The sequence below is a fragment of the Streptomyces paromomycinus genome, from assembly GCF_003865155.1.
In the GTDB taxonomy this organism is placed as follows: Bacteria; Actinomycetota; Actinomycetes; order Streptomycetales; family Streptomycetaceae; genus Streptomyces; species Streptomyces chrestomyceticus.
This window is the reverse complement of sequence record NZ_BHZD01000001.1, coordinates 4,365,585-4,382,013: the sequence shown is the minus strand read 5'-3', so window position 1 is coordinate 4,382,013 and position 16,429 is coordinate 4,365,585. Positions and strand designations below refer to the sequence as shown.

General features: G+C 70.8%; 15 protein-coding genes and 1 pseudogene. 10 read left to right on the top strand and 6 right to left on the bottom strand.

Features of this window, described 5'->3' with window-relative positions; genetic code table 11:
• The first annotated feature begins 119 nt into the window (after positions 1-119).
• Positions 120-665 (top strand): DinB family protein, encoded by a 546-nt coding sequence (locus OEIGOIKO_RS18265; protein WP_031012664.1) that lies wholly within the window; start codon positions 120-122, stop codon positions 663-665.
• A gap of 35 nt (positions 666-700) precedes the next feature.
• Here the strand turns inward: OEIGOIKO_RS18265 and OEIGOIKO_RS18260 are convergent, their stop codons facing one another.
• Entirely contained in the window at positions 701-1,420 is a 720-nt protein-coding gene (locus OEIGOIKO_RS18260) for a bleomycin resistance protein (RefSeq protein ID WP_125054958.1), read from the bottom strand.
• A gap of 96 nt (positions 1,421-1,516) precedes the next feature.
• Between OEIGOIKO_RS18260 and OEIGOIKO_RS18255 the strand changes: the two are divergent.
• A pseudogene (locus OEIGOIKO_RS18255) lies at positions 1,517-2,187 on the top strand (PadR family transcriptional regulator).
• On the opposite strand, the gene OEIGOIKO_RS18250 reads toward OEIGOIKO_RS18255, so the two are convergent.
• From OEIGOIKO_RS18250 to wrbA, 3 genes are all read right to left on the bottom strand, one after another.
• Positions 2,188-2,826, bottom strand: coding sequence for a Uma2 family endonuclease (locus OEIGOIKO_RS18250; RefSeq protein WP_125054957.1), 639 nt, complete (start codon positions 2,824-2,826; stop codon positions 2,188-2,190). It lies immediately after the preceding pseudogene.
• A 93-nt stretch (positions 2,827-2,919) separates the two neighbouring features.
• Positions 2,920-4,332, bottom strand: a complete 1,413-nt coding sequence (locus OEIGOIKO_RS18245) for a glutamate decarboxylase (RefSeq protein ID WP_125054956.1) — start codon at positions 4,330-4,332, stop codon at positions 2,920-2,922.
• Positions 4,333-4,347: 15 nt separating this feature from the next.
• Entirely contained in the window at positions 4,348-4,983 is a 636-nt protein-coding gene (wrbA, locus tag OEIGOIKO_RS18240) for an NAD(P)H:quinone oxidoreductase (RefSeq protein WP_125054955.1), read from the bottom strand.
• A 316-nt stretch (positions 4,984-5,299) separates the two neighbouring features.
• On the opposite strand from wrbA, the gene OEIGOIKO_RS18235 reads away from it, so the two are divergent.
• From OEIGOIKO_RS18235 to OEIGOIKO_RS18225, 3 genes are all read left to right on the top strand, one after another.
• Positions 5,300-6,349 (top strand): methyltransferase, encoded by a 1,050-nt coding sequence (locus tag OEIGOIKO_RS18235; protein ID WP_246177400.1) that lies wholly within the window; start codon positions 5,300-5,302, stop codon positions 6,347-6,349.
• 142 nt (positions 6,350-6,491) lie between these two features.
• Positions 6,492-6,674 carry a hypothetical protein gene (locus OEIGOIKO_RS18230; protein ID WP_125054953.1) on the top strand — a complete coding sequence of 61 codons (183 nt, stop codon included), beginning with the start codon at positions 6,492-6,494 and terminating at the stop codon, positions 6,672-6,674.
• 56 nt (positions 6,675-6,730) lie between these two features.
• Complete coding sequence (locus OEIGOIKO_RS18225) at positions 6,731-7,171, top strand: hypothetical protein (RefSeq protein ID WP_246177399.1); 441 nt, start codon at positions 6,731-6,733, stop codon at positions 7,169-7,171.
• A 59-nt stretch (positions 7,172-7,230) separates the two neighbouring features.
• Here the strand turns inward: OEIGOIKO_RS18225 and leuE are convergent, their stop codons facing one another.
• Complete coding sequence (gene leuE / locus OEIGOIKO_RS18220) at positions 7,231-7,905, bottom strand: leucine efflux protein LeuE (protein WP_125054952.1); 675 nt, start codon at positions 7,903-7,905, stop codon at positions 7,231-7,233.
• Positions 7,906-8,032: 127 nt separating this feature from the next.
• On the opposite strand from leuE, the gene OEIGOIKO_RS18215 reads away from it, so the two are divergent.
• Positions 8,033-8,791, top strand: coding sequence for a MerR family transcriptional regulator (locus OEIGOIKO_RS18215; protein WP_125054951.1), 759 nt, complete (start codon positions 8,033-8,035; stop codon positions 8,789-8,791).
• A gap of 85 nt (positions 8,792-8,876) precedes the next feature.
• Here the strand turns inward: OEIGOIKO_RS18215 and OEIGOIKO_RS18210 are convergent, their stop codons facing one another.
• Positions 8,877-9,248, bottom strand: coding sequence for a YbjQ family protein (locus OEIGOIKO_RS18210; protein ID WP_125054950.1), 372 nt, complete (start codon positions 9,246-9,248; stop codon positions 8,877-8,879).
• A 438-nt stretch (positions 9,249-9,686) separates the two neighbouring features.
• Here OEIGOIKO_RS18210 and OEIGOIKO_RS18205 point away from each other — a divergent pair, with 438 nt between their 5' ends.
• The 4 genes from OEIGOIKO_RS18205 (at position 9,687) to OEIGOIKO_RS18190 (ending at position 16,225) form a co-directional block, all read left to right on the top strand.
• Positions 9,687-10,406: a DedA family protein gene (locus OEIGOIKO_RS18205; RefSeq protein WP_125054949.1), complete on the top strand. Its 720-nt coding sequence runs from the start codon at positions 9,687-9,689 to the stop codon at positions 10,404-10,406.
• A 261-nt stretch (positions 10,407-10,667) separates the two neighbouring features.
• Positions 10,668-12,455, top strand: a complete 1,788-nt coding sequence (locus OEIGOIKO_RS18200) for a threonine/serine exporter family protein (RefSeq protein WP_125054948.1) — start codon at positions 10,668-10,670, stop codon at positions 12,453-12,455.
• A gap of 312 nt (positions 12,456-12,767) precedes the next feature.
• The gene (locus tag OEIGOIKO_RS18195) at positions 12,768-14,717 is read left to right on the top strand and encodes an ABC transporter ATP-binding protein (RefSeq protein ID WP_246177398.1); all 1,950 of its coding nucleotides are present in this window, start codon (positions 12,768-12,770) and stop codon (positions 14,715-14,717) included.
• Entirely contained in the window at positions 14,714-16,225 is a 1,512-nt protein-coding gene (locus OEIGOIKO_RS18190; RefSeq protein ID WP_125054946.1) for a phytoene desaturase family protein, read from the top strand. Before OEIGOIKO_RS18195 ends, OEIGOIKO_RS18190 begins: the two co-directional genes overlap by 4 nt.
• Positions 16,226-16,429: the final 204 nt, after the last annotated feature.

The following is a 16,429-nucleotide window of genomic DNA, read 5'->3' as shown; positions in this document are numbered from 1 at the left end:
CACCGGAGAATTTTCCGGTCGGCGGCCGGTTGAGGACAGTACCTGTCCTCAACGCTTCATAGCGTTCTTCGTGTCGGGCCGCGGCACCAGCGCCGCGGCCCCCACGAAAGGCGGACCCCATGCCCACTCACGTTCCTGCCGAAGCCCACGGTGACGAGCTCGGCGCGCTGCTGGCCTTCCTGGAGGCGCAGCGCGGCGGACTGCGCCGGTCCGTGCTCGGCCTCACCGACGAGCAGGCCACGCGGAAGCCGTCCGCCAGCGAACTGTCCCTGGCCGGCCTGATCAAGCATGTCGCGGAGGTCGAGCAGGGCTGGGTGGAGACCGCCCAGGAGAAGCCCCACTCCATCGAGCGGGACATGGACACCTGGCACCTGAGTTTCCAGCTGGAGGGCGACGAGACCGTCGCCTCGACGCTCGCCTTCTGGGACGAGGTGGCCCGCAAGACCGAGGAGTTCGTCCGCGCGCTTCCGGACCTGAACGTCACCTTCCCGCTGCCCGAGGCGCCCTGGTACCCGCCGAACGCGGTGCAGTCGATGCGCTGGCTCCTGCTGCACCTGATCGAGGAGACCGCCCGGCACGCCGGGCACGCGGACGTCATCCGCGAGTCCCTGGACGGCAAGACGGCCTTCACGCTGGTGGACGAGGAGCGGGCGGCGCAGGGCTGATCCGGAGGCTGCGGGCGCGGCCGTGGGCGGCGCCTTCAGCCCTCCCCGGCCCGCAGGTCCGCCGCCCGGAGCAGCGCGTCGCGCACGGACTCCCGGTCGGCGTCGTCGAGTTCGACCGCGTCCGCGCGGTCGAGCCAGGGGGCGGCCGCGTGCGAGCCGTCCAACTGGGCAGCCATCTCGGCGCGCAGCAGGAGCAGCCGTACGAGCTGGAGCGGGGCCGGCCCGGCGTCGTCACCAGGCCCGTGGTCCAGGGCCCGGTCGATGATCCGGGCCGCCGCGGCGTGGTCCCCCTTGGACTCGCCGAGCAGTGTGGCCTGGTGGAGGGCCCGCGCGTAGCGCTCCTTCGGGACGGGCGGGTACGCGAAGCTGTCCCCGATCGGCTGCCCGATCCGTATGCAGTTGCCGCCGGGGTCGGTCATCAGGAACTGCCGTACGCCGTACGCCATGTCCTTCAGCGCCCCGATCCGCGGCAGACCGCGGGTCGGCACCTTGCCGTACGTGGCCTTCAGGCCCGCCCGGAAGGACGCGTAGAGCCCGTCCACGTCGTCGGTCAGCACGTAGCAGGTGCTGTACGAGGTGGCCGGGTCGTGGCTCTTCATCCCGAAGAACTGCAGCTCGATGCCGCGCAGGCGGACGCCGCAGAACGGGTTCGGGACGGTCTGGTACGAGGTCACCTCGAATCCGAGGGCCTTGTAGAAGTCGAGAAGTTCGTCGATGGAGGGGCACGGAAGGATCGGAATCACAGTCTCGGCCATGCCCGGCAGCGTACGGCGCGCCGCAGCGGTAATCAAACTTGAATAGTTGATCGGCTAGGCTGGTGGCAGCGCGAGCGCAAGGGATGCGAGGAGACGATGTCGGCGATCCGGCTGTTGGTTCTGGGGGCCGTGCGCCAGCACGGGCGGGCGCACGGTTACCAGGTGCGCAACGACCTGGAGTACTGGGGCGCCCACGAGTGGTCCAACGCCAAACCGGGGTCGATCTACCACGCGCTCAAGCAGATGGCGAAGCAAGGCCTGATGCTCGCCCACGACATCGCGCCCAGCCCGGCCGGCGGCCCGCCGCGTACGGAGTACGAGCTGACCGAGGCCGGCACGGAGGAGTTCTTCAAGCTGCTGCGCGAGTCCCTGTCGCAGTACGACCGCAAGGTCGACGAGCTGAGCGCGGCGATCGGCTTCATCGTGGACCTGCCCCGCGAGGAGGCCGTGGCCCTCCTGAAGGAGCGGGTGCGGGGCCTGGAGGAGTGGCGGCTCTCGGTCACCGAGTACTACACACCGGCGGACGGCCCGGAGCAGCTCGGCCACATCGGCGAGATCATGAACATGTGGGTGCACTCGGCGGACGGCGGCGCGGAGTGGACGCGGGGGCTGATCGAGCGGATCGAAGGCGGGGCGTACGTGTTCGCGGGGGAGGGGGAGCCGTTCGTGGGGGTGTTGGGGAGGGGCAGGTGAATCCGTATGCGACGGAGGAGGCGGATCCGGAGTACGGGGAGGACGGCGGGGAAGCGCCGCCGTCCTCGGAGTGATCACGCCTCGGTGAGTTCCCGGAGATCGATGTCCACGGGGAACGGGACGCTGGTCACCAGCTTGCCGGTGTGCAGGGGACGCTCGGGGCTGGGCGCGTAGACACCTGATTCGTGGTGCAGCCGGAACTCGTGCACCACCGGCAGGTCGTTCTCGTCACGCTCGACGCGCCAGTAGGAGGCGATGCCGGCGGCGGCGTACAAGGCGTGTTTGGCGTGACGGTCCTCGGAGTGTGAGAGCGGAGAGACGACTTCGACGGCCAGCACGGCGTTCCTGCCAGGGGTGCAGTGAAGGGTGCGGAGGTCGAGTCCGCGCTTGTCGAAGACGACGATGTCGGGCTTCGGGACATTGCGGGCGTCGAGCATGGTGCACCGCTCGATATTGCTGCCGAAGGCGGCGGTCCGGGCACGCCGGAGCCGGCAGGCCAACTCGTCCCGGACCTGGTCGTGCCACCAGCCGGTCGTCCCGCGGACCCTGACCATGCCGTCCAGGAACTCCCAGTCGAACGGCAGGGCCAACTCCTTCACCTGGGCGAAGGACCAGCCGTCCGGCGGCGGGTGCATCCAGTTCTCAGAGGTGGCGGGCCGTTCGCCCGGCTCTCCCGGTTCGTCCGAGGTTCCAGCGGCCGATGTCGTTCCCATGATCGGATCGTGTACGCGCTCGCAGCCGCACGTCCCGCAGATGACCGTGGACCACCCACCCGAGTGACGCCGGCCGCCTCGCCCCTGCCGCCCTCAGTGGTGGAACGCGGTGTCCCGCCCCGCCCGTCCCCCCAAAGGCCCGCCCTGCGCCCGAAGTTCCGGAAGCAACCGCTCCAGATCGGCCACGAACAGATCGCTCAAATCGTGAGAGAACCCGTTACGACAGACGATCCGCAGAACGGACAGGTCCTCCCGGTCGGGCGGGAACGTGTACGCGGGCAGGAGCCAGCCGCGCTCCCGCATCCGGCGGGAGACGTCGAAGACGTCGAAGTCCGTCACGCCGTCAGCCGTGGTGAAGGCGAAGACGGGCAGTTCGTCGCCGCGGGTCAGCAGGCGGAAGTCGCCCAGCGCGCCGATCCGGTCGGCGAGTGAGCGGGCCACGTCGCGGGTGGTCTGCTGTACGGCGCGGTAGCCGTCCCGGCCCAGCCGCAGGAACGTGTAGTACTGGGCGACGACCTGGGCGCCGGGCCGGGAGAAGTTGAGGGCGAAGGTGGGCATGTCGCCGCCCAGGTAGTCGACGTGGAAGACCAGCTCCTCCGGCAGGGCCTGCCGGTCGCGCCACAGGGCCCAGCCCACGCCGGGGTAGACGAGCCCGTACTTGTGGCCCGAGGTGTTGACGGAGGCGACGCGCGGCAGTTGGAAGTCCCACACCAGGTCCGGGTCCAGGAAGGGCGCGATCATGCCGCCGGAGGCCGCGTCCACGTGGACCGGGATGTTCAGACCGGTGCGTTCCTGGAGGCCGTCCAGGGCCGCGCAGATCTCCGCCACCGGCTCGTACGAACCGTCGAAGGTCGAGCCCAGGACGGCCACCACGCCGATGGTGTTCTCGTCGCAGAGCGCGGCGGCGGACTCGCCGTCCAGATGGAAGCGGTCGCCGCGCATGGGCACCTGGCGGGCCTCCACCTCCCAGAACGTGCAGAACTTCTCCCAGCAGACCTGCACGTTCGCGCCCATGACCAGGTTCGGCCGGGCGCGGGCCGGATAGCGGTCGGCGTTCGCCCGGGACCAGCGGCGCTTGAGAGCCATCCCGGCGAGCATGCACGCCTCGCTGGAGCCGGTCGTCGAGCAGCCGACGGCGGCGGTCGGGTCGGGGGCGTGCCACAGGTCGGCGAGCATGGCCACGCACCGTTGCTCCAGGTCGGCGGTGCGGGGGTACTCGTCCTTGTCGATCATGTTCTTGTCGCGGCACTCCGCCATCAGTACGTCGGCGTGCGGTTCCATCCAGGTGGTGACGAAAGTGGCCAGGTTCAGCCGGGAATTGCCGTCCAGCATCAGTTCGTCGTGCACGAGCTGGTAGGCCGCGCGCGGGGCGGTGGGGCCGTCCGGCAGGGTGTGCCGGGGCGGGGCCGTGGCCATGCCCGCGACCGGGTCGGCCTCGCCGTAGAAGGGGTTGACCGACAGGTGCTGCCTGCCGTCCTTGGCGTCTGCTCCCTCGTGGAGTGGCATGGTGCGCGCGTACCCTCACCCGGCCGCGGAAAGCCCTGCCTTCAGGGCGCGGGTGAACTTCACGACACGCCGCGCCTGGATGCCGGCGGCGGTCCGGGCCTCGTCGTCGAGGGGCGTCTCGGGGCCGCCGACGTGCGAGGTGCCGTACGGGTTGCCGTCGGCGAATTTGGCGGGGTCGGTGTAACCGGGGGCCACGAGGATGCCGCCGAAGTGGTGGATGGTGTTGTAGAGGGCGAGCAGGGTGGACTCCTGGCCGCCGTGCTTGGTGGCCGAGGCGGTGAAGCCGCTGTAGACCTTGTCGGCCAGCTTGCCCTGCTGCCACAGCCCGCCGAGCGTGTCGATGAACTGCTTGAGCTGCGAGGCGATGTTGCCGTACCGGGTGGGGGAGCCGAAGATCACGGCGTCCGCCCAGATCATGTCGTCGGGGGATGCCTCGGCGATGTCCGCGGTCGCGCGGACGTTCTCCGCCCAGGCGGGATTCGAGTCGACGGCGGCCCGCGGCGCGAGCTCGGCGGCCCTGCGGAGCCGCACCTCGGCGCCGGCCTTCTCGGCGGCGTCCGCGACGGCCTTGGCGAGTCCGGTGACCGTACCGGTCGAGGAGTAGTAGACGACGGCGAGACGGACGGTGGTGCGGTCGCTGGGCTCGGTCATGACGACACCTCCTACGGTGGCGACGATACGTGCACAAGGGGCATTCGGCGCGCCCGCCTGCGCACCCGGCCACGCGGCGCACGGGAACGGCGGGCGCCCCGCCCCCACACCCCCACCGTCGCGCGGCATGGATGAACCGTCAACAATTACGCCCGGTGGCGCGCGGCGCAGGTATTGCGCCACCCCGTACAGGAACTTAGTTTTGCCTGACTTATCGCGCGGGACGGGGGACACGGATCCGCCTGACCCGCCGTGCCGTCACCCGGTCACGGGTACGGCGCGGGAGCGGTGCCCGAGGCGACCCGAAGGAGCCGACGTGGAAGCGAACGAGGAACGGGCTACGCCGGCCCGCGAGGCCCGCGCCATCGTCTCCCGGCTGCTGTTCGGACAGCTGGCCACGTACGCCGTGGGCGCCGCCGTCCGGCTGGGCGTACTGGACCGCATCGGTGACGGCACCCGTACGGCGGCCGACGTGGCGGCTTCGGGCGGCACCGACCCGCAGGCCACGCTGCGCCTGCTGCGCGCCCTGGCCGCTCTGGACCTGCTCACCGAACACGAAGCGGGCGTCTTCGAGGCCACCGCCGCCGGGGCGCTGCTGCGCCGCGACGCCCCCGACTCGATGGCCACCCTGGCCCGCGTCTTCTGCGAGCCGTTCATGACCCGCGCCCGGGAGCGGGTGGAGGACAGCGTGCGCAGCGGCGCGCCCGCCTTCGACGCGATCTTCGGTACGGACTTCTTCAGCCACCTCAAGGACGAACCGGAACTGTCACGCGCCTTCAACGCCGCGATGGGCCAGCGCACCCACACCGCCGCCCAGCACGTACCGCCGCACTACGACTTCGGCCGCTTCACCACCATCGTGGACGTGGGCGGCGGCGACGGCACCCTGATCGCCGCGATCCTGCGCGCCCACCCCGCACCGCGCGGCATGATCTACGACCGCCCCGAGGGCCTCGCCCAGGCCCCCGCCAAACTGGCCGCCGCGGGGGTCGCCGAACGCGTCACCCTGGAACCCGGCGACTTCTTCGCGGCCGCACCGCCCGGCGGCGACCTGTACCTGCTCAAGAGCGTCCTCCACGACTGGAACGACGAGCAGTGCGCCGGCATCCTGGGCCACATCCGGCAGGTGCTGCCCCCGGACGGCCGACTGGTGATCATCGAACCGGTCCTCGGCGACACGGTACGGCCCGGCGCGACCGCCCTGCCCTACATGAGCGACCTCAACATGCTCGTCACCGTCGGCGGCCGGGAACGCACCCGCGCCGACTTCGAGGACCTGTGCGCCACGGCCGGCTTCAAAATCACCGGCGTCACTCCGCTGCCGACCGCGGACGGGCTGTATGTCATCGAGGCCGCCGCGATCTGAGTCGGGGGCCGGTACGGAGTCAGCGCGGGGCTGGCCGGGGCTGGCCGGGGCTGGTACGGAGCCGGGCCGGGCGCTGGGCTGTCGGCGGCAAGGTTTTGGGCCAGGCGGCAGGGAAAGTGCGGAGCGTGCCTGCTCCGGGTACTTGACGTCCGGCCGTGTCGACGGGGCGTTCGCGCTGGCCGTACGTGCTGTGGACGTGGGGCTGCGGTTCAAGTCGGGGCGCATCGTCGAACGGGCGCGTTCCCTCCGTCGTGCGTATGCGCCGGCCGTTCCGCCGAAAGTGGTGCGGGACTTCGACGACCGGCTGCACGATGCATATCTGTGAGCGCGAAAGGGGGCGATACCGTGCGGCTGGGGATTACGGGACACCGAGGATTGCCGATGTCTGTCGAGCAATTCGTGCGGGCCGAGTTGGTGGAGCGGATAAGGGGCCACGGAGCCGCGGGGTTGTGCGGAGTTTCCTGTCTTGCTGACGGGCCCGATTCGTGGTTCGCCGAAATCGTGCTGGGGCTGGGAGGACGTATGGAGGTCGTGGTGCCCGCTGTGCGGTATCGCGACGGGCTTCCGGAAGATCACTACGCCGTCTACGACGCTCTGCTCGCACGCGCGGCCGACGTACACGGGACCGGGTTGCGGGATTCCACGTCCGAAGCCCACATGGCGGGAAGCGAGGTGCTCGTGGGCCTGGTCGACCGGCTTGTCGCCGTGTGGGACGGCGAGTCGGCCAGGGGCTTCGGCGGGACAGCCGACGTGGTCGGGTATGCCCGGCGGGCGGGCGTACCGGTCGACATCATCTGGCCGGACGGTGCGGTGCGGGATTAGCGGGGCGTGCGTCAGGGGCGATGCGCCGCCTCGTTTTCCTGGCGTTCAAGAGAAATGCGTCAGCCCGCACTCGCCAGTGAAAGCTTCGCCGCGAAGCCCAGGAATGCCGCGCCCGCGCCCGCCGACAGGCTCGCGGTCAGGCGTTTGCGGCGGCGGAAGGTGGCGGCGAGGTAGGTGCCGCTGAAGATGAGGATCGAGAGGTAGGTGAGGCTGAAGAGCTGGGCCCAGGCACCGAGGGTGAGGAAGGAGAGGACGGGGTGGGCGTAGGTGGGGTCGACGAACTGGACGAAGAAGGAGATGAAGAAAAGGATGGCCTTGGGGTTGAGGAGGCTGATGACCAGGGCCCGGCGGTAGGGGCGTTCGCGGGCTTCCTTGGGGGCGGAGGCCTCGTCGGACGTGGCCTTCTCGCGGAGGGTCTTCGCTGCCTCCCGGTTGCGCCACAGTGCCCACGCGCCGCGCAGCATGCCGACCGCCAGCCAGGTCAGGTAGCCCGCGCCGGCGAATTTGACGATGGTGAAGAGGACCGGGCTGGTCTGCAGGAGCGAGGCCACGCCGCCTGCCGACAGGGTCATCAGGACGGTGTCGCCGCACAGCACGCCGGCCGCCGCGCGATAGGCGACGCGCGGGCCGCGGCGGGCGGCCACGGAGACGACGTACAGCGAGTTCGGGCCCGGCAGCAGAACGATGAGCGCGACGCCCACCAGGTAGGTCGGAAGGTCGGTTATCCCCAGCATGGCCGCAGGATGCCACTTGCGCCCCGTCCGTCCCACAGGTTTCCGGTATACGGACTTGCACCTCACGTGGCGTGAGGACGCAGCGTGGAGTGCGTACCGAGAGGGACAAGGGAAGGAGAGCGGGAAGGTGAGTTATTCGGTGGGGCAGGTCGCCGGGTTCGCCGGGGTGACGGTGCGGACGCTGCACCATTACGACGAGATCGGGCTGCTGGTGCCGGGGGAGCGCAGCCGCGCGGGGCACCGGCGCTACGGCGACGCCGATCTCGACCGGCTCCAGCAGATCATGTTCTACCGGGAGCTCGGCTTCCCGCTCGACGAGGTGGCGGCCCTCCTGGACGACCCGGACGCCGACCCGCGGGAACACCTGCGGCGGCAGCACGCGCTGCTGAGCGCCCGGATCGGCAAGCTCCAGGCGATGGCCGCCGCCGTCGAACACGCGATGGAGGCACGCAAGATGGGCGTCAATCTCACCCCTGAGGAGAAGTTCGAGGTGTTCGGGGACTTCGATCCGGACGCGTACGCGGACGAGGTGCGCGAGCGCTGGGGAGGCAGTGATGCGTACAAGGAGTCGCAGCGGCGGACGGCCTCGTACACCAAGGAGGACTGGAAGCGGCTGACGGAGGAGTTCGACGCCGTCCACCGGAAGATGGCCGGGGTGATGGCGAGCGGGCGGCCCGCGGACTCGGCCGAGGCGATGGACGTGGCCGAGGAGCACCGCCGGTTCATCTCGTCCGGTTACTACGACTGCTCGTACGAGATGCACACCTGCCTCGGCGAGATGTACGTCGCGGACGAGCGTTTCACCGCCACCTATGAGGCCATCCGGCCGGGTTTGGCGGTGTACATGCGGGACGCGATGCTGGCCAACGCGGTGCGTCATAGCTGAGACAGGATGGGGCAGGTGAGGGCGTACGGGGCAGGAGGCGCGGCCCCTGCCCCGTACGGCCGGGTCGGCGGCCCCGGGACCGGGCTCAGGCGGCCTTCGGGGCGATCACGACGGCGGTGCCGTACGCGCAGACCTCCGTGCCGACATCGGCGGCCTCCGTCACGTCGAAGCGGAACATCAGCACCGCGTTGGCGCCGCGCGCCCGCGCCTGTTCCACCAGCCGTTCCATCGCCTGGTTGCGGGTCTCCACCAGCGTCTTCGTCAGGCCCTTCAGCTCGCCGCCGATCATCGACTTCAGCCCGGCCCCGATCTGGCTGCCCAGGTGCCGGGAGCGCACCGTCAGGCCGAAGACCTCGCCGATGACCTGCTGCACCTCGTATCCGGGGACGTCGTTGGTCGTCACCACCAGCACGTCGGCGTGCGGGGCCTGGCCGCCGCCGAATTCCTCGATGCCCATCGTGTGTCCTGTCCCTCCGTACGGTGAGCCGCCCGTCCGGCGGGCTCCTGGCGGGGAGCGTCTCATGGGGGAGGGCCGGTTCGGGGGAAGCAGGGGTGTCGGGGGAGGGGGGCGGCGCTGTCCGGCCATGGAAGGAGAGGGGATGGGAGGAGAGGGGATAGGAGGGGATGGGAGGGGATGGGAGGGGCGGGCAGGGAGGAATGGGGCGGAAAGGGGTGGTTTTGTAGCTCGTACGGATGCCTGTGCGGGGGTGGCGGAGCCTGCGGCGGGGGCGGCCCGTACGGCCGTGGAGGGGTCCGGCGCGGGGTGTGCGGGGGCCGCGGCGGGCGGCTGGAACCATGGCTCGTCATCCGGCGTTGATAGCTTTGGGCCGCACACTGCGCCTGCATCCCGTCGCACCGCACGATCCGGCGCCCTCGACCCAGGAGCCTTCACCCCGTGAATACTCTCGCGCTCGGCCCCCAGTGGCTGGACCCGGACTATCTGATCGGCACGTTCGGGCTGATCGGCGTGCTGATCATCGTCTTCGCGGAATCCGGCCTGCTGATCGGCTTCTTCCTGCCGGGCGACTCGCTCCTGTTCACCACCGGTCTGCTGGTGACGACCGACAAGCTGGACAAGCCGCTGTGGCTGGTGTGTCTGCTGATCGTGCTCGCGGCGGTCCTCGGTGACCAGGCCGGCTATCTCTTCGGCCGCAAGGTCGGGCCCGCGCTGTTCAAGCGCCCGGACTCCAAGCTCTTCAAGCAGGAGAACGTGGAGAAGGCGCACGAGTTCTTCGAGAAGCACGGGCCGAAGTCGCTGATCCTGGCCCGCTTCGTGCCGATCGTACGGACCTTCACGCCCATCATCGCGGGCGTGAGCAAGATGAACTACCGCTCGTTCATCACCTTCAACGTCATCGGCGGCACCCTGTGGGGCGCCGGTGTCACCCTGCTCGGCGCTTCCCTGGGCAACATCGAGTTCGTCCACAAGCACATCGAGCTGATCCTCGTCGCGATCGTGCTGATCTCGGTCGTCCCGATCGCCATCGAGTACCTGCGCGCCCGCGGCAAGAACAAGAAGGCCGCCGCCCAGCAGCCGTACGACCCGACGGGCGCCGTCCAGCCGCCCCGCCAGCCGGGCAACGACGGCCGCCGCGGCCGGCACGCCAAGCGCTGAGCCCGATCGGCGGTACCGCCGGTGACCGCCGTACGGGACCCTGCGTACGGCGGTGCCGGTGACCTGCGTGCGGTGGTGCCGGTGTCCTCCGAGCGACGCCTGTGGTGCCGCCGTGCCGGGATTCACGGGTTTCCCCTGGGAAGCAGGGGACACTCGCAGCCCATATGAACCTCAGTAAGGGCCCCGCCACGCGCGCCCCTGCCGACCATCAGGCATCGTGTCCTTGACGGTCGGCAGGAGGCGTACGAGGAGCGAAGAGACGTGGCGTCGGACGCACAGCGGGGCCAGCGCGGAACCAACGGCACGAACGGGAAGAACGGCGTGAACGGCGTCAGAGGCGCACACGGCGCCAGCAATGGTACGAACGGTGGCAGCGATCAGCCCGATGACCGCAAGCTCCAGTCGGACGAGGCACGCAGCGCCTTCACCCCGCCGCTCGGTATGCCGTACCCGCAGGTCCCCGAGGAGGAGCACCCCACCTCCGAGTTCGCCCTCCCCGAGGGCCTGAAGACCGAGGCGCCGGCCGAGCCGGAGGGTTCCGCCTTCACCCCGCCCGCCGGTACCAACAGCACCACCGGCCAGCACCAGCTGCCCGACCGGACGCCGGCGGGCTGGCCCGCCTTCACGCCGCCGCACGGCATCCCCGTGATCAGCCTGACCAAGCAGACGCCGTGGCAGGACCGGATGCGCACGATGCTGCGGATGCCGGTCGGCGAGCGGCCGGTCCCCGAGCGGGTGGAGCGCGCCGAGGAGAGCGGTCCCGCGGTGCCGCGCGTCCTCGACCTGACCCTGCGGATCGGCGAGATCCTGCTGGCCGGCGGCGAGGGCGCGGAGGACGTGGAAGCCGCGATGTTCGGCGTCGCCCACGCGTACGGGCTGGAGCGCGTCGAGCCGACCGTCACCTTCACGCTGCTGTCGATCTCCTACCAGCCGTCGCTGGTCGACGACCCGGTGACGGCCAGCCGCACGGTGCGGCGGCGCGGTGTGGACTACACCCGGCTCTCCGCGGTCTTCCGCCTCGTGGACGACATCACCTCCGACGGCATCACCCTGGAGGAGGCGTACCGCGGCCTGGCCGAGATCCGGCGCAACCGGCACCCCTTCCCGAGCTGGGCGCTCACCGTCGCCTCCGGGCTGCTGTCCGGCGCGGCGAGCATGCTGGTCGGCGGCGGGGCGATCGTCTTCATCGCGGCCATGGTCGGCTCGATGCTCGGCGACCGGCTGGCCTGGCTGGCGTCCAGCCGCGGGCTGCCGGAGTTCTACCAGTTCGTGGTCGCCGCCATGCCGCCGGCCGCGATAGGGGTCGCCCTCAGCTTCTCGCACGTCGCCGTGCAGGCGTCCGCGGTGATCACCGGTGGGCTGTTCGCGCTGATCCCGGGGCGGGCGCTGGTGGCCGCCGTGCAGGACGGCCTGACGGGGTACTACATCACCGCGTCGGCCCGGTTGCTGGAGGTCGGCTACCTGATCGTCGGCATCGTCATCGGTGTGCTCGCCGCGCTCTACATCGGGCTCCAGCTCAATCCGGAGTACCTCTACCCGGCCGCCGGGTTCGCGTCGTTCAACGATCCGCCGGTCCAGATCGCGGCCGCGATGATGCTGGCCCTGGCCTTCTGCGTACTGCTCCAGCAGGAACGTCACACCGTCCTGCTCGCCACCCTCAACGGCGGCGTCGCATGGGTCGTGTACGGGGCGCTCGCCAACGTCAGCGGCATGAACGCGGTACCCGCCACGGCCATCGCGGCCGGTCTCGTCGGCCTCTTCGGCCAGCTCCTCAGCCGCTACCGGTACGCGTCCGCGCTGCCGTACGTGACCGCCGCGATCGGGCCGCTGCTGCCCGGTAGCGCCACGTACTTCGGGCTGCTCAACTTCGCCCAGGGCGACATCGGCCCGGGCGTCTCGTCCCTCATCAAGGCCGCCTCCCTGGCCCTGGCCATCGCGGTCGGTGTGAACCTCGGCGGCGAGGTGGCCCGCCTCTTCATGAAGGCGCCCGGCGTCACCCAGGAGGAGCCGGGCGAGCGGCGCGCCGCGAAGCGGACACGAGGCTTCTGAGGGGTCACGGGGCAGCCGGCAAAGCACTTGATCGATGCCGGTCGCGCAGGGCCGCTCCCTGCCCGGAAGGCAGGCGCCGGGCAGGAAACTAACGCGTAACTTTACGGTGGGACGCCGTGTTAGTTTCGGCCCTCCTGATGACCGGCCCCCACGCGGCAGGGAAGTTCTCCCGGCCCGCGCGTGCGGCGTGTCCGTCGTCCGATCGGGGGAGCACTCATGGCGAAACGTGCCGGGAACGCGGGGCCGGCCGGCGGGGCCGGAAGCGGCTCGGGAAAGGGCTTCGTAAGCGGCTCCGGAAAGAGCTCCGGTGCGGTGGCGAGCGTGTTCAGGCAGCACAGCACCCTGCTGATCGCGGGCGTGCTGCTGGGCCTGCTGGGCGTGGCCGCCTCGCTCACCCAGCCCTGGGCCATCGGAAAGCTGATCGCGGCGGCGGGTTCGGGCGATCCGCTCGGCCTGCCCGTCGCCCGGCTCGTCGGCCTTTTCTGCGCGGGCGCGCTCTTCTCCTCGCTGCAGTCCTACGTGATCGGACGGGCCGGCGAGAACATCGTCCACAGCGTCCGGCAACTGGTGACGGAACGGCTGTTGCGGGCCGATCTCACCGCATTCGGAAAACGACCGCAGGGCGATGTCCTCACCCGCGCGGTCACCGACACCTCGCTGGTGAAGATCGCCCTCTCGCAGAGCCTCGCGCAGCTGATCACCAGTGGCGCCACCGTGACCGGCGGTGTCGTCCTCATGTTCGTCATCGATCCGTGGCTGATGCTCATCACGATGAGCTGCCTCGGGGCCGCCGCCGTCGTCTCCCTGGCGCTCGCCCGCAAGCTGCGCAAGGCGGCCCTGCAGAACCGCGACGACACCGGCGCGTTCGGCAGCGACATGCAGCGCGTGCTCTCCGCGCTGCCCACGGTCAAGGCGTCCCGCGCCGAGTCGCGCGAGACCGCCCGTATCGGCGGGCTGGCCGGGAAGGCGCGGCGCTCGGGCATCCGGGTCAACGCCTACAACGCCCTGCTGGTCCCGTCGATGAACGTCGGTACGCAGGGCGCGCTCGCCGTCGTCGTGGGCGTCGGCATGACATGGGTGGCGCGCGGCGAGATGAACATGGCCGTCCTGACCACGTTCATCATGTACCTGTTCCAGCTCGTGTCGCCGCTGGTGATGTTCTTCATGGCGGTGGGCCAGTTCGTGCAGGGGCGGGCCGCCATCCAGCGGGTCGACGAGCTGGTCGCGCTGCCCCAGGAGGGCGCGGCCACCCCGGGAAGCGGTGGTACGGCGGCCGCGGAACATCCGGTGCGACGCCCGGCGCCCGGAGCGTGGCCGGGGCAGGACCCGCCGGCGGTCGAGTTCCGCGACGTACGTTTCGCCTACCGGCGCGGTCAGCAGGACGACCGGACGCAGGTCCTCCACGGCGTCTCCTTCAGCGTGCCCGCGCGCGGGCTGACGGCGGTGGTCGGGCCCTCGGGCGCGGGCAAGTCCACCCTGTTCCAGCTGATCGAGCGCTTCTACGCGACGGACGGCGGCCGCATCCTGCTCGGCGGACAGCCGGTCGACGCGCTGCCGCTCGACACGGTCCGGGGTCTGGTCGGCTACGTCCAGCAGGACAGCGCGGCCATGCGCGGCACCGTGCGGGAGAACCTGACGTACGCCAATCCGCACGCCGGTGAGGACGACATCCGGGAGGCGGTGGAGATGGCCGGTCTCGCCACCGTGGTCGCCGGTCTCCCGCAGGGCCTGGACACCGAACTCGGCGACCAGGGCAGCGGACTGTCCGGCGGTCAGCGCCAGCGGCTGTGCATCGCCCGCACGCTGCTGCAGAAGCCCGCGGTCATGCTGCTGGACGAAGCCACCTCCCACCTGGACTCGGACTCCGAACGCGACTTCCGCGACGTGCTGCGCCGGGTCTCCCGGCAGTGCGCGGTCGTCGCCATCGCCCACCGGATATCCACGGTGATCGACGCGGAGCAGATCGTGGTGCTGGAGGAGGGGAGTGTCCGGGCCACCGGCGCCCATCAGGAGCTGATGGAGCGCGACGAGCTCTACCGCAGGCTGGCGGGTTCGCAGTTGCACGCGGGTCCCGGCCTGGTCGGCGCGGCGGCCGGTCCGGGCCCGGCCGAGCACTTCATGACGGCCGGCGGGCCCCCGGCGAACCGTTCCGGCATGCCTCCGGCGGCCCGTCCCGGCGAGCAGACGATGCGGCTCCAGCCTGTCCGGAGCGGCGAGCAGACGATGCGGCTGCGGCCCGTCGGCAGTGAGGAGCAGCGATGAGTTCTGTGAGCGGTCCCGACGTCGCCATCGTGGGTACCGGGCCCAACGGCCTGGCGGCCGGAGTGGTCCTGGCCCGCGCGGGCCTGCGCGTGGAGCTGTACGAGGCGGCCGGGTCGATCGGGGGAGGGCTGCGCACCGCCTCCCTCTTCGACACCGACGTCGTGCACGACATCTGCTCCGCCGTCCATCCCATGGCCGCCGCTTCGCCGTTCTTCCGCGCGTTCGACCTGGCGGGCCGCGGGGTCGAGCTGCTGCATCCGGAGATCAGCTACGCCCACCCGCTGGACGGGGGCCGCGCCGCCCTGGCATACCGGTCACTGGACGCCACCTGCGAGCACCTGGGCCCCGACGGCCCCCGCTGGCGGCGGCTGCTGGCTCCGCTGCTGGAGCGCAGCGAAGCGGTCGTCGACCTGATTCTTTCCGGGCAGCGCAGTGTGCCGCGGGACCCTGCGGCCGCCCTGCTGCTGGCGAGCCGGGTGGCCTTGCACGGCAGTGCGCTGGGCGCGGCCCGCTTCCAGGGCGAGGAGGCACCCGCCTTGCTCACCGGCGTGGCCGAGCACGCAGTCGGCAAGCTGCCGAGTCTCGCGTCCGGGGCGGTGGCCATGCTGCTCGGCCACTTGGCGCACGGGACGGGATGGCCGCTGCCGCGCGGCGGCAGTGGCCGGATAGCGGAAGCGATGGCCGAGGACATCGTCGGGCACGGCGGTGTCTTCCACACCGGTCACCCTGTGCGGGACCTGGCGGAACTGCGCGGCGCGCGAGCGGTACTGCTCGACACCAGCCCCAAGGGCTTCCTGGCCCTCGCGGGCGGCCGGCTGCCCCGCGCTTACGCGCGCTCCCTGGAACGCTTCCGTTACGGGCCGGGCGCCGCCAAGGTCGACTTCCTGGTCTCCGAGCCGATCCCCTGGTCCGAACCGGCCGTGGGCCGCGCCGGAACGGTGCATCTGGGCGGCACCCATGCAGAGATGGTCCGGCAGGAGACGAAGAACGCCCGTGGAGTACGTACCCAGGAGCCCTTCGTCCTCGTCGTGGACCCGGCGGTGGCGGACCCGGGACGCGCGTTGCCCGGCAAGCGGCCGGTATGGGCGTACGCGCACGTACCGAACGGCGATCCCACCGATCCCTTCGACCGGGTCTGTGCGCAGATCGAGCGCTACGCCCCCGGGTTCCGGGACACGGTCCTCGCGCACCGCTCCGTGCCCGCCGCCGCGTACGAGGACTACAACCCCAACTACGTCGGCGGCGACATCGGCTCCGGCGCGATGACGCTGTACCAGAGCATCGCGCGGCCCGCCCCGCGCATCGACCCGTACCGCACGCCGCTGCCCGGCGTCTTCCTGTGCTCCTCGGCCACCCCTCCGGGGCCCAGCGTGCACGGCATGTCCGGCTACCTGGCCGCGCTCTCCGCGCTCCGGCACCGCTTCGGCACGCGTGACGTGCCCGGCCTGGCGCCCGGGCCGGTGGATTTCTCCTGTTCGTCAGGGCTTCGCGGCTCTGTGCCCGTATAACGGGATTTCCCGTCACTAAAATGGTGCGGTATCAGCGAAGAGTCGCCCGTCGTCACCCCAGGTCGTTTATGCAGTCCATACCTTGAGACATTGGCCCCAGAAGACGCCCGCCCGCAAGAAGGACTTAATGCACGCCTAAACGGCGCGCATGTCCGTTTGATACGGTGACGAACGAAGCGCTGTCCCCCCACATGCGCCGTTGAG

Coding starts and splice junctions, on each gene's coding strand:
- OEIGOIKO_RS18210 (WP_125054950.1), bottom strand. CDS start 9,248: ATGGGCATCGAGGAATTCGGCGGCGGCCAGGCCCCGCACGCCGACGTG.
- wrbA (WP_125054955.1), bottom strand. CDS start 4,983: ATGACCGAGCCCAGCGACCGCACCACCGTCCGTCTCGCCGTCGTCTAC.
- OEIGOIKO_RS18265 (WP_031012664.1), top strand. CDS start 120: ATGCCCACTCACGTTCCTGCCGAAGCCCACGGTGACGAGCTCGGCGCG.
- OEIGOIKO_RS18225 (WP_246177399.1), top strand. CDS start 6,731: ATGTCTGTCGAGCAATTCGTGCGGGCCGAGTTGGTGGAGCGGATAAGG.
- OEIGOIKO_RS18190 (WP_125054946.1), top strand. CDS start 14,714: ATGAGTTCTGTGAGCGGTCCCGACGTCGCCATCGTGGGTACCGGGCCC.
- OEIGOIKO_RS18250 (WP_125054957.1), bottom strand. CDS start 2,826: ATGGGAACGACATCGGCCGCTGGAACCTCGGACGAACCGGGAGAGCCG.
- OEIGOIKO_RS18245 (WP_125054956.1), bottom strand. CDS start 4,332: ATGCCACTCCACGAGGGAGCAGACGCCAAGGACGGCAGGCAGCACCTG.
- OEIGOIKO_RS18260 (WP_125054958.1), bottom strand. CDS start 1,420: ATGGCCGAGACTGTGATTCCGATCCTTCCGTGCCCCTCCATCGACGAA.
- leuE (WP_125054952.1), bottom strand. CDS start 7,905: ATGCTGGGGATAACCGACCTTCCGACCTACCTGGTGGGCGTCGCGCTC.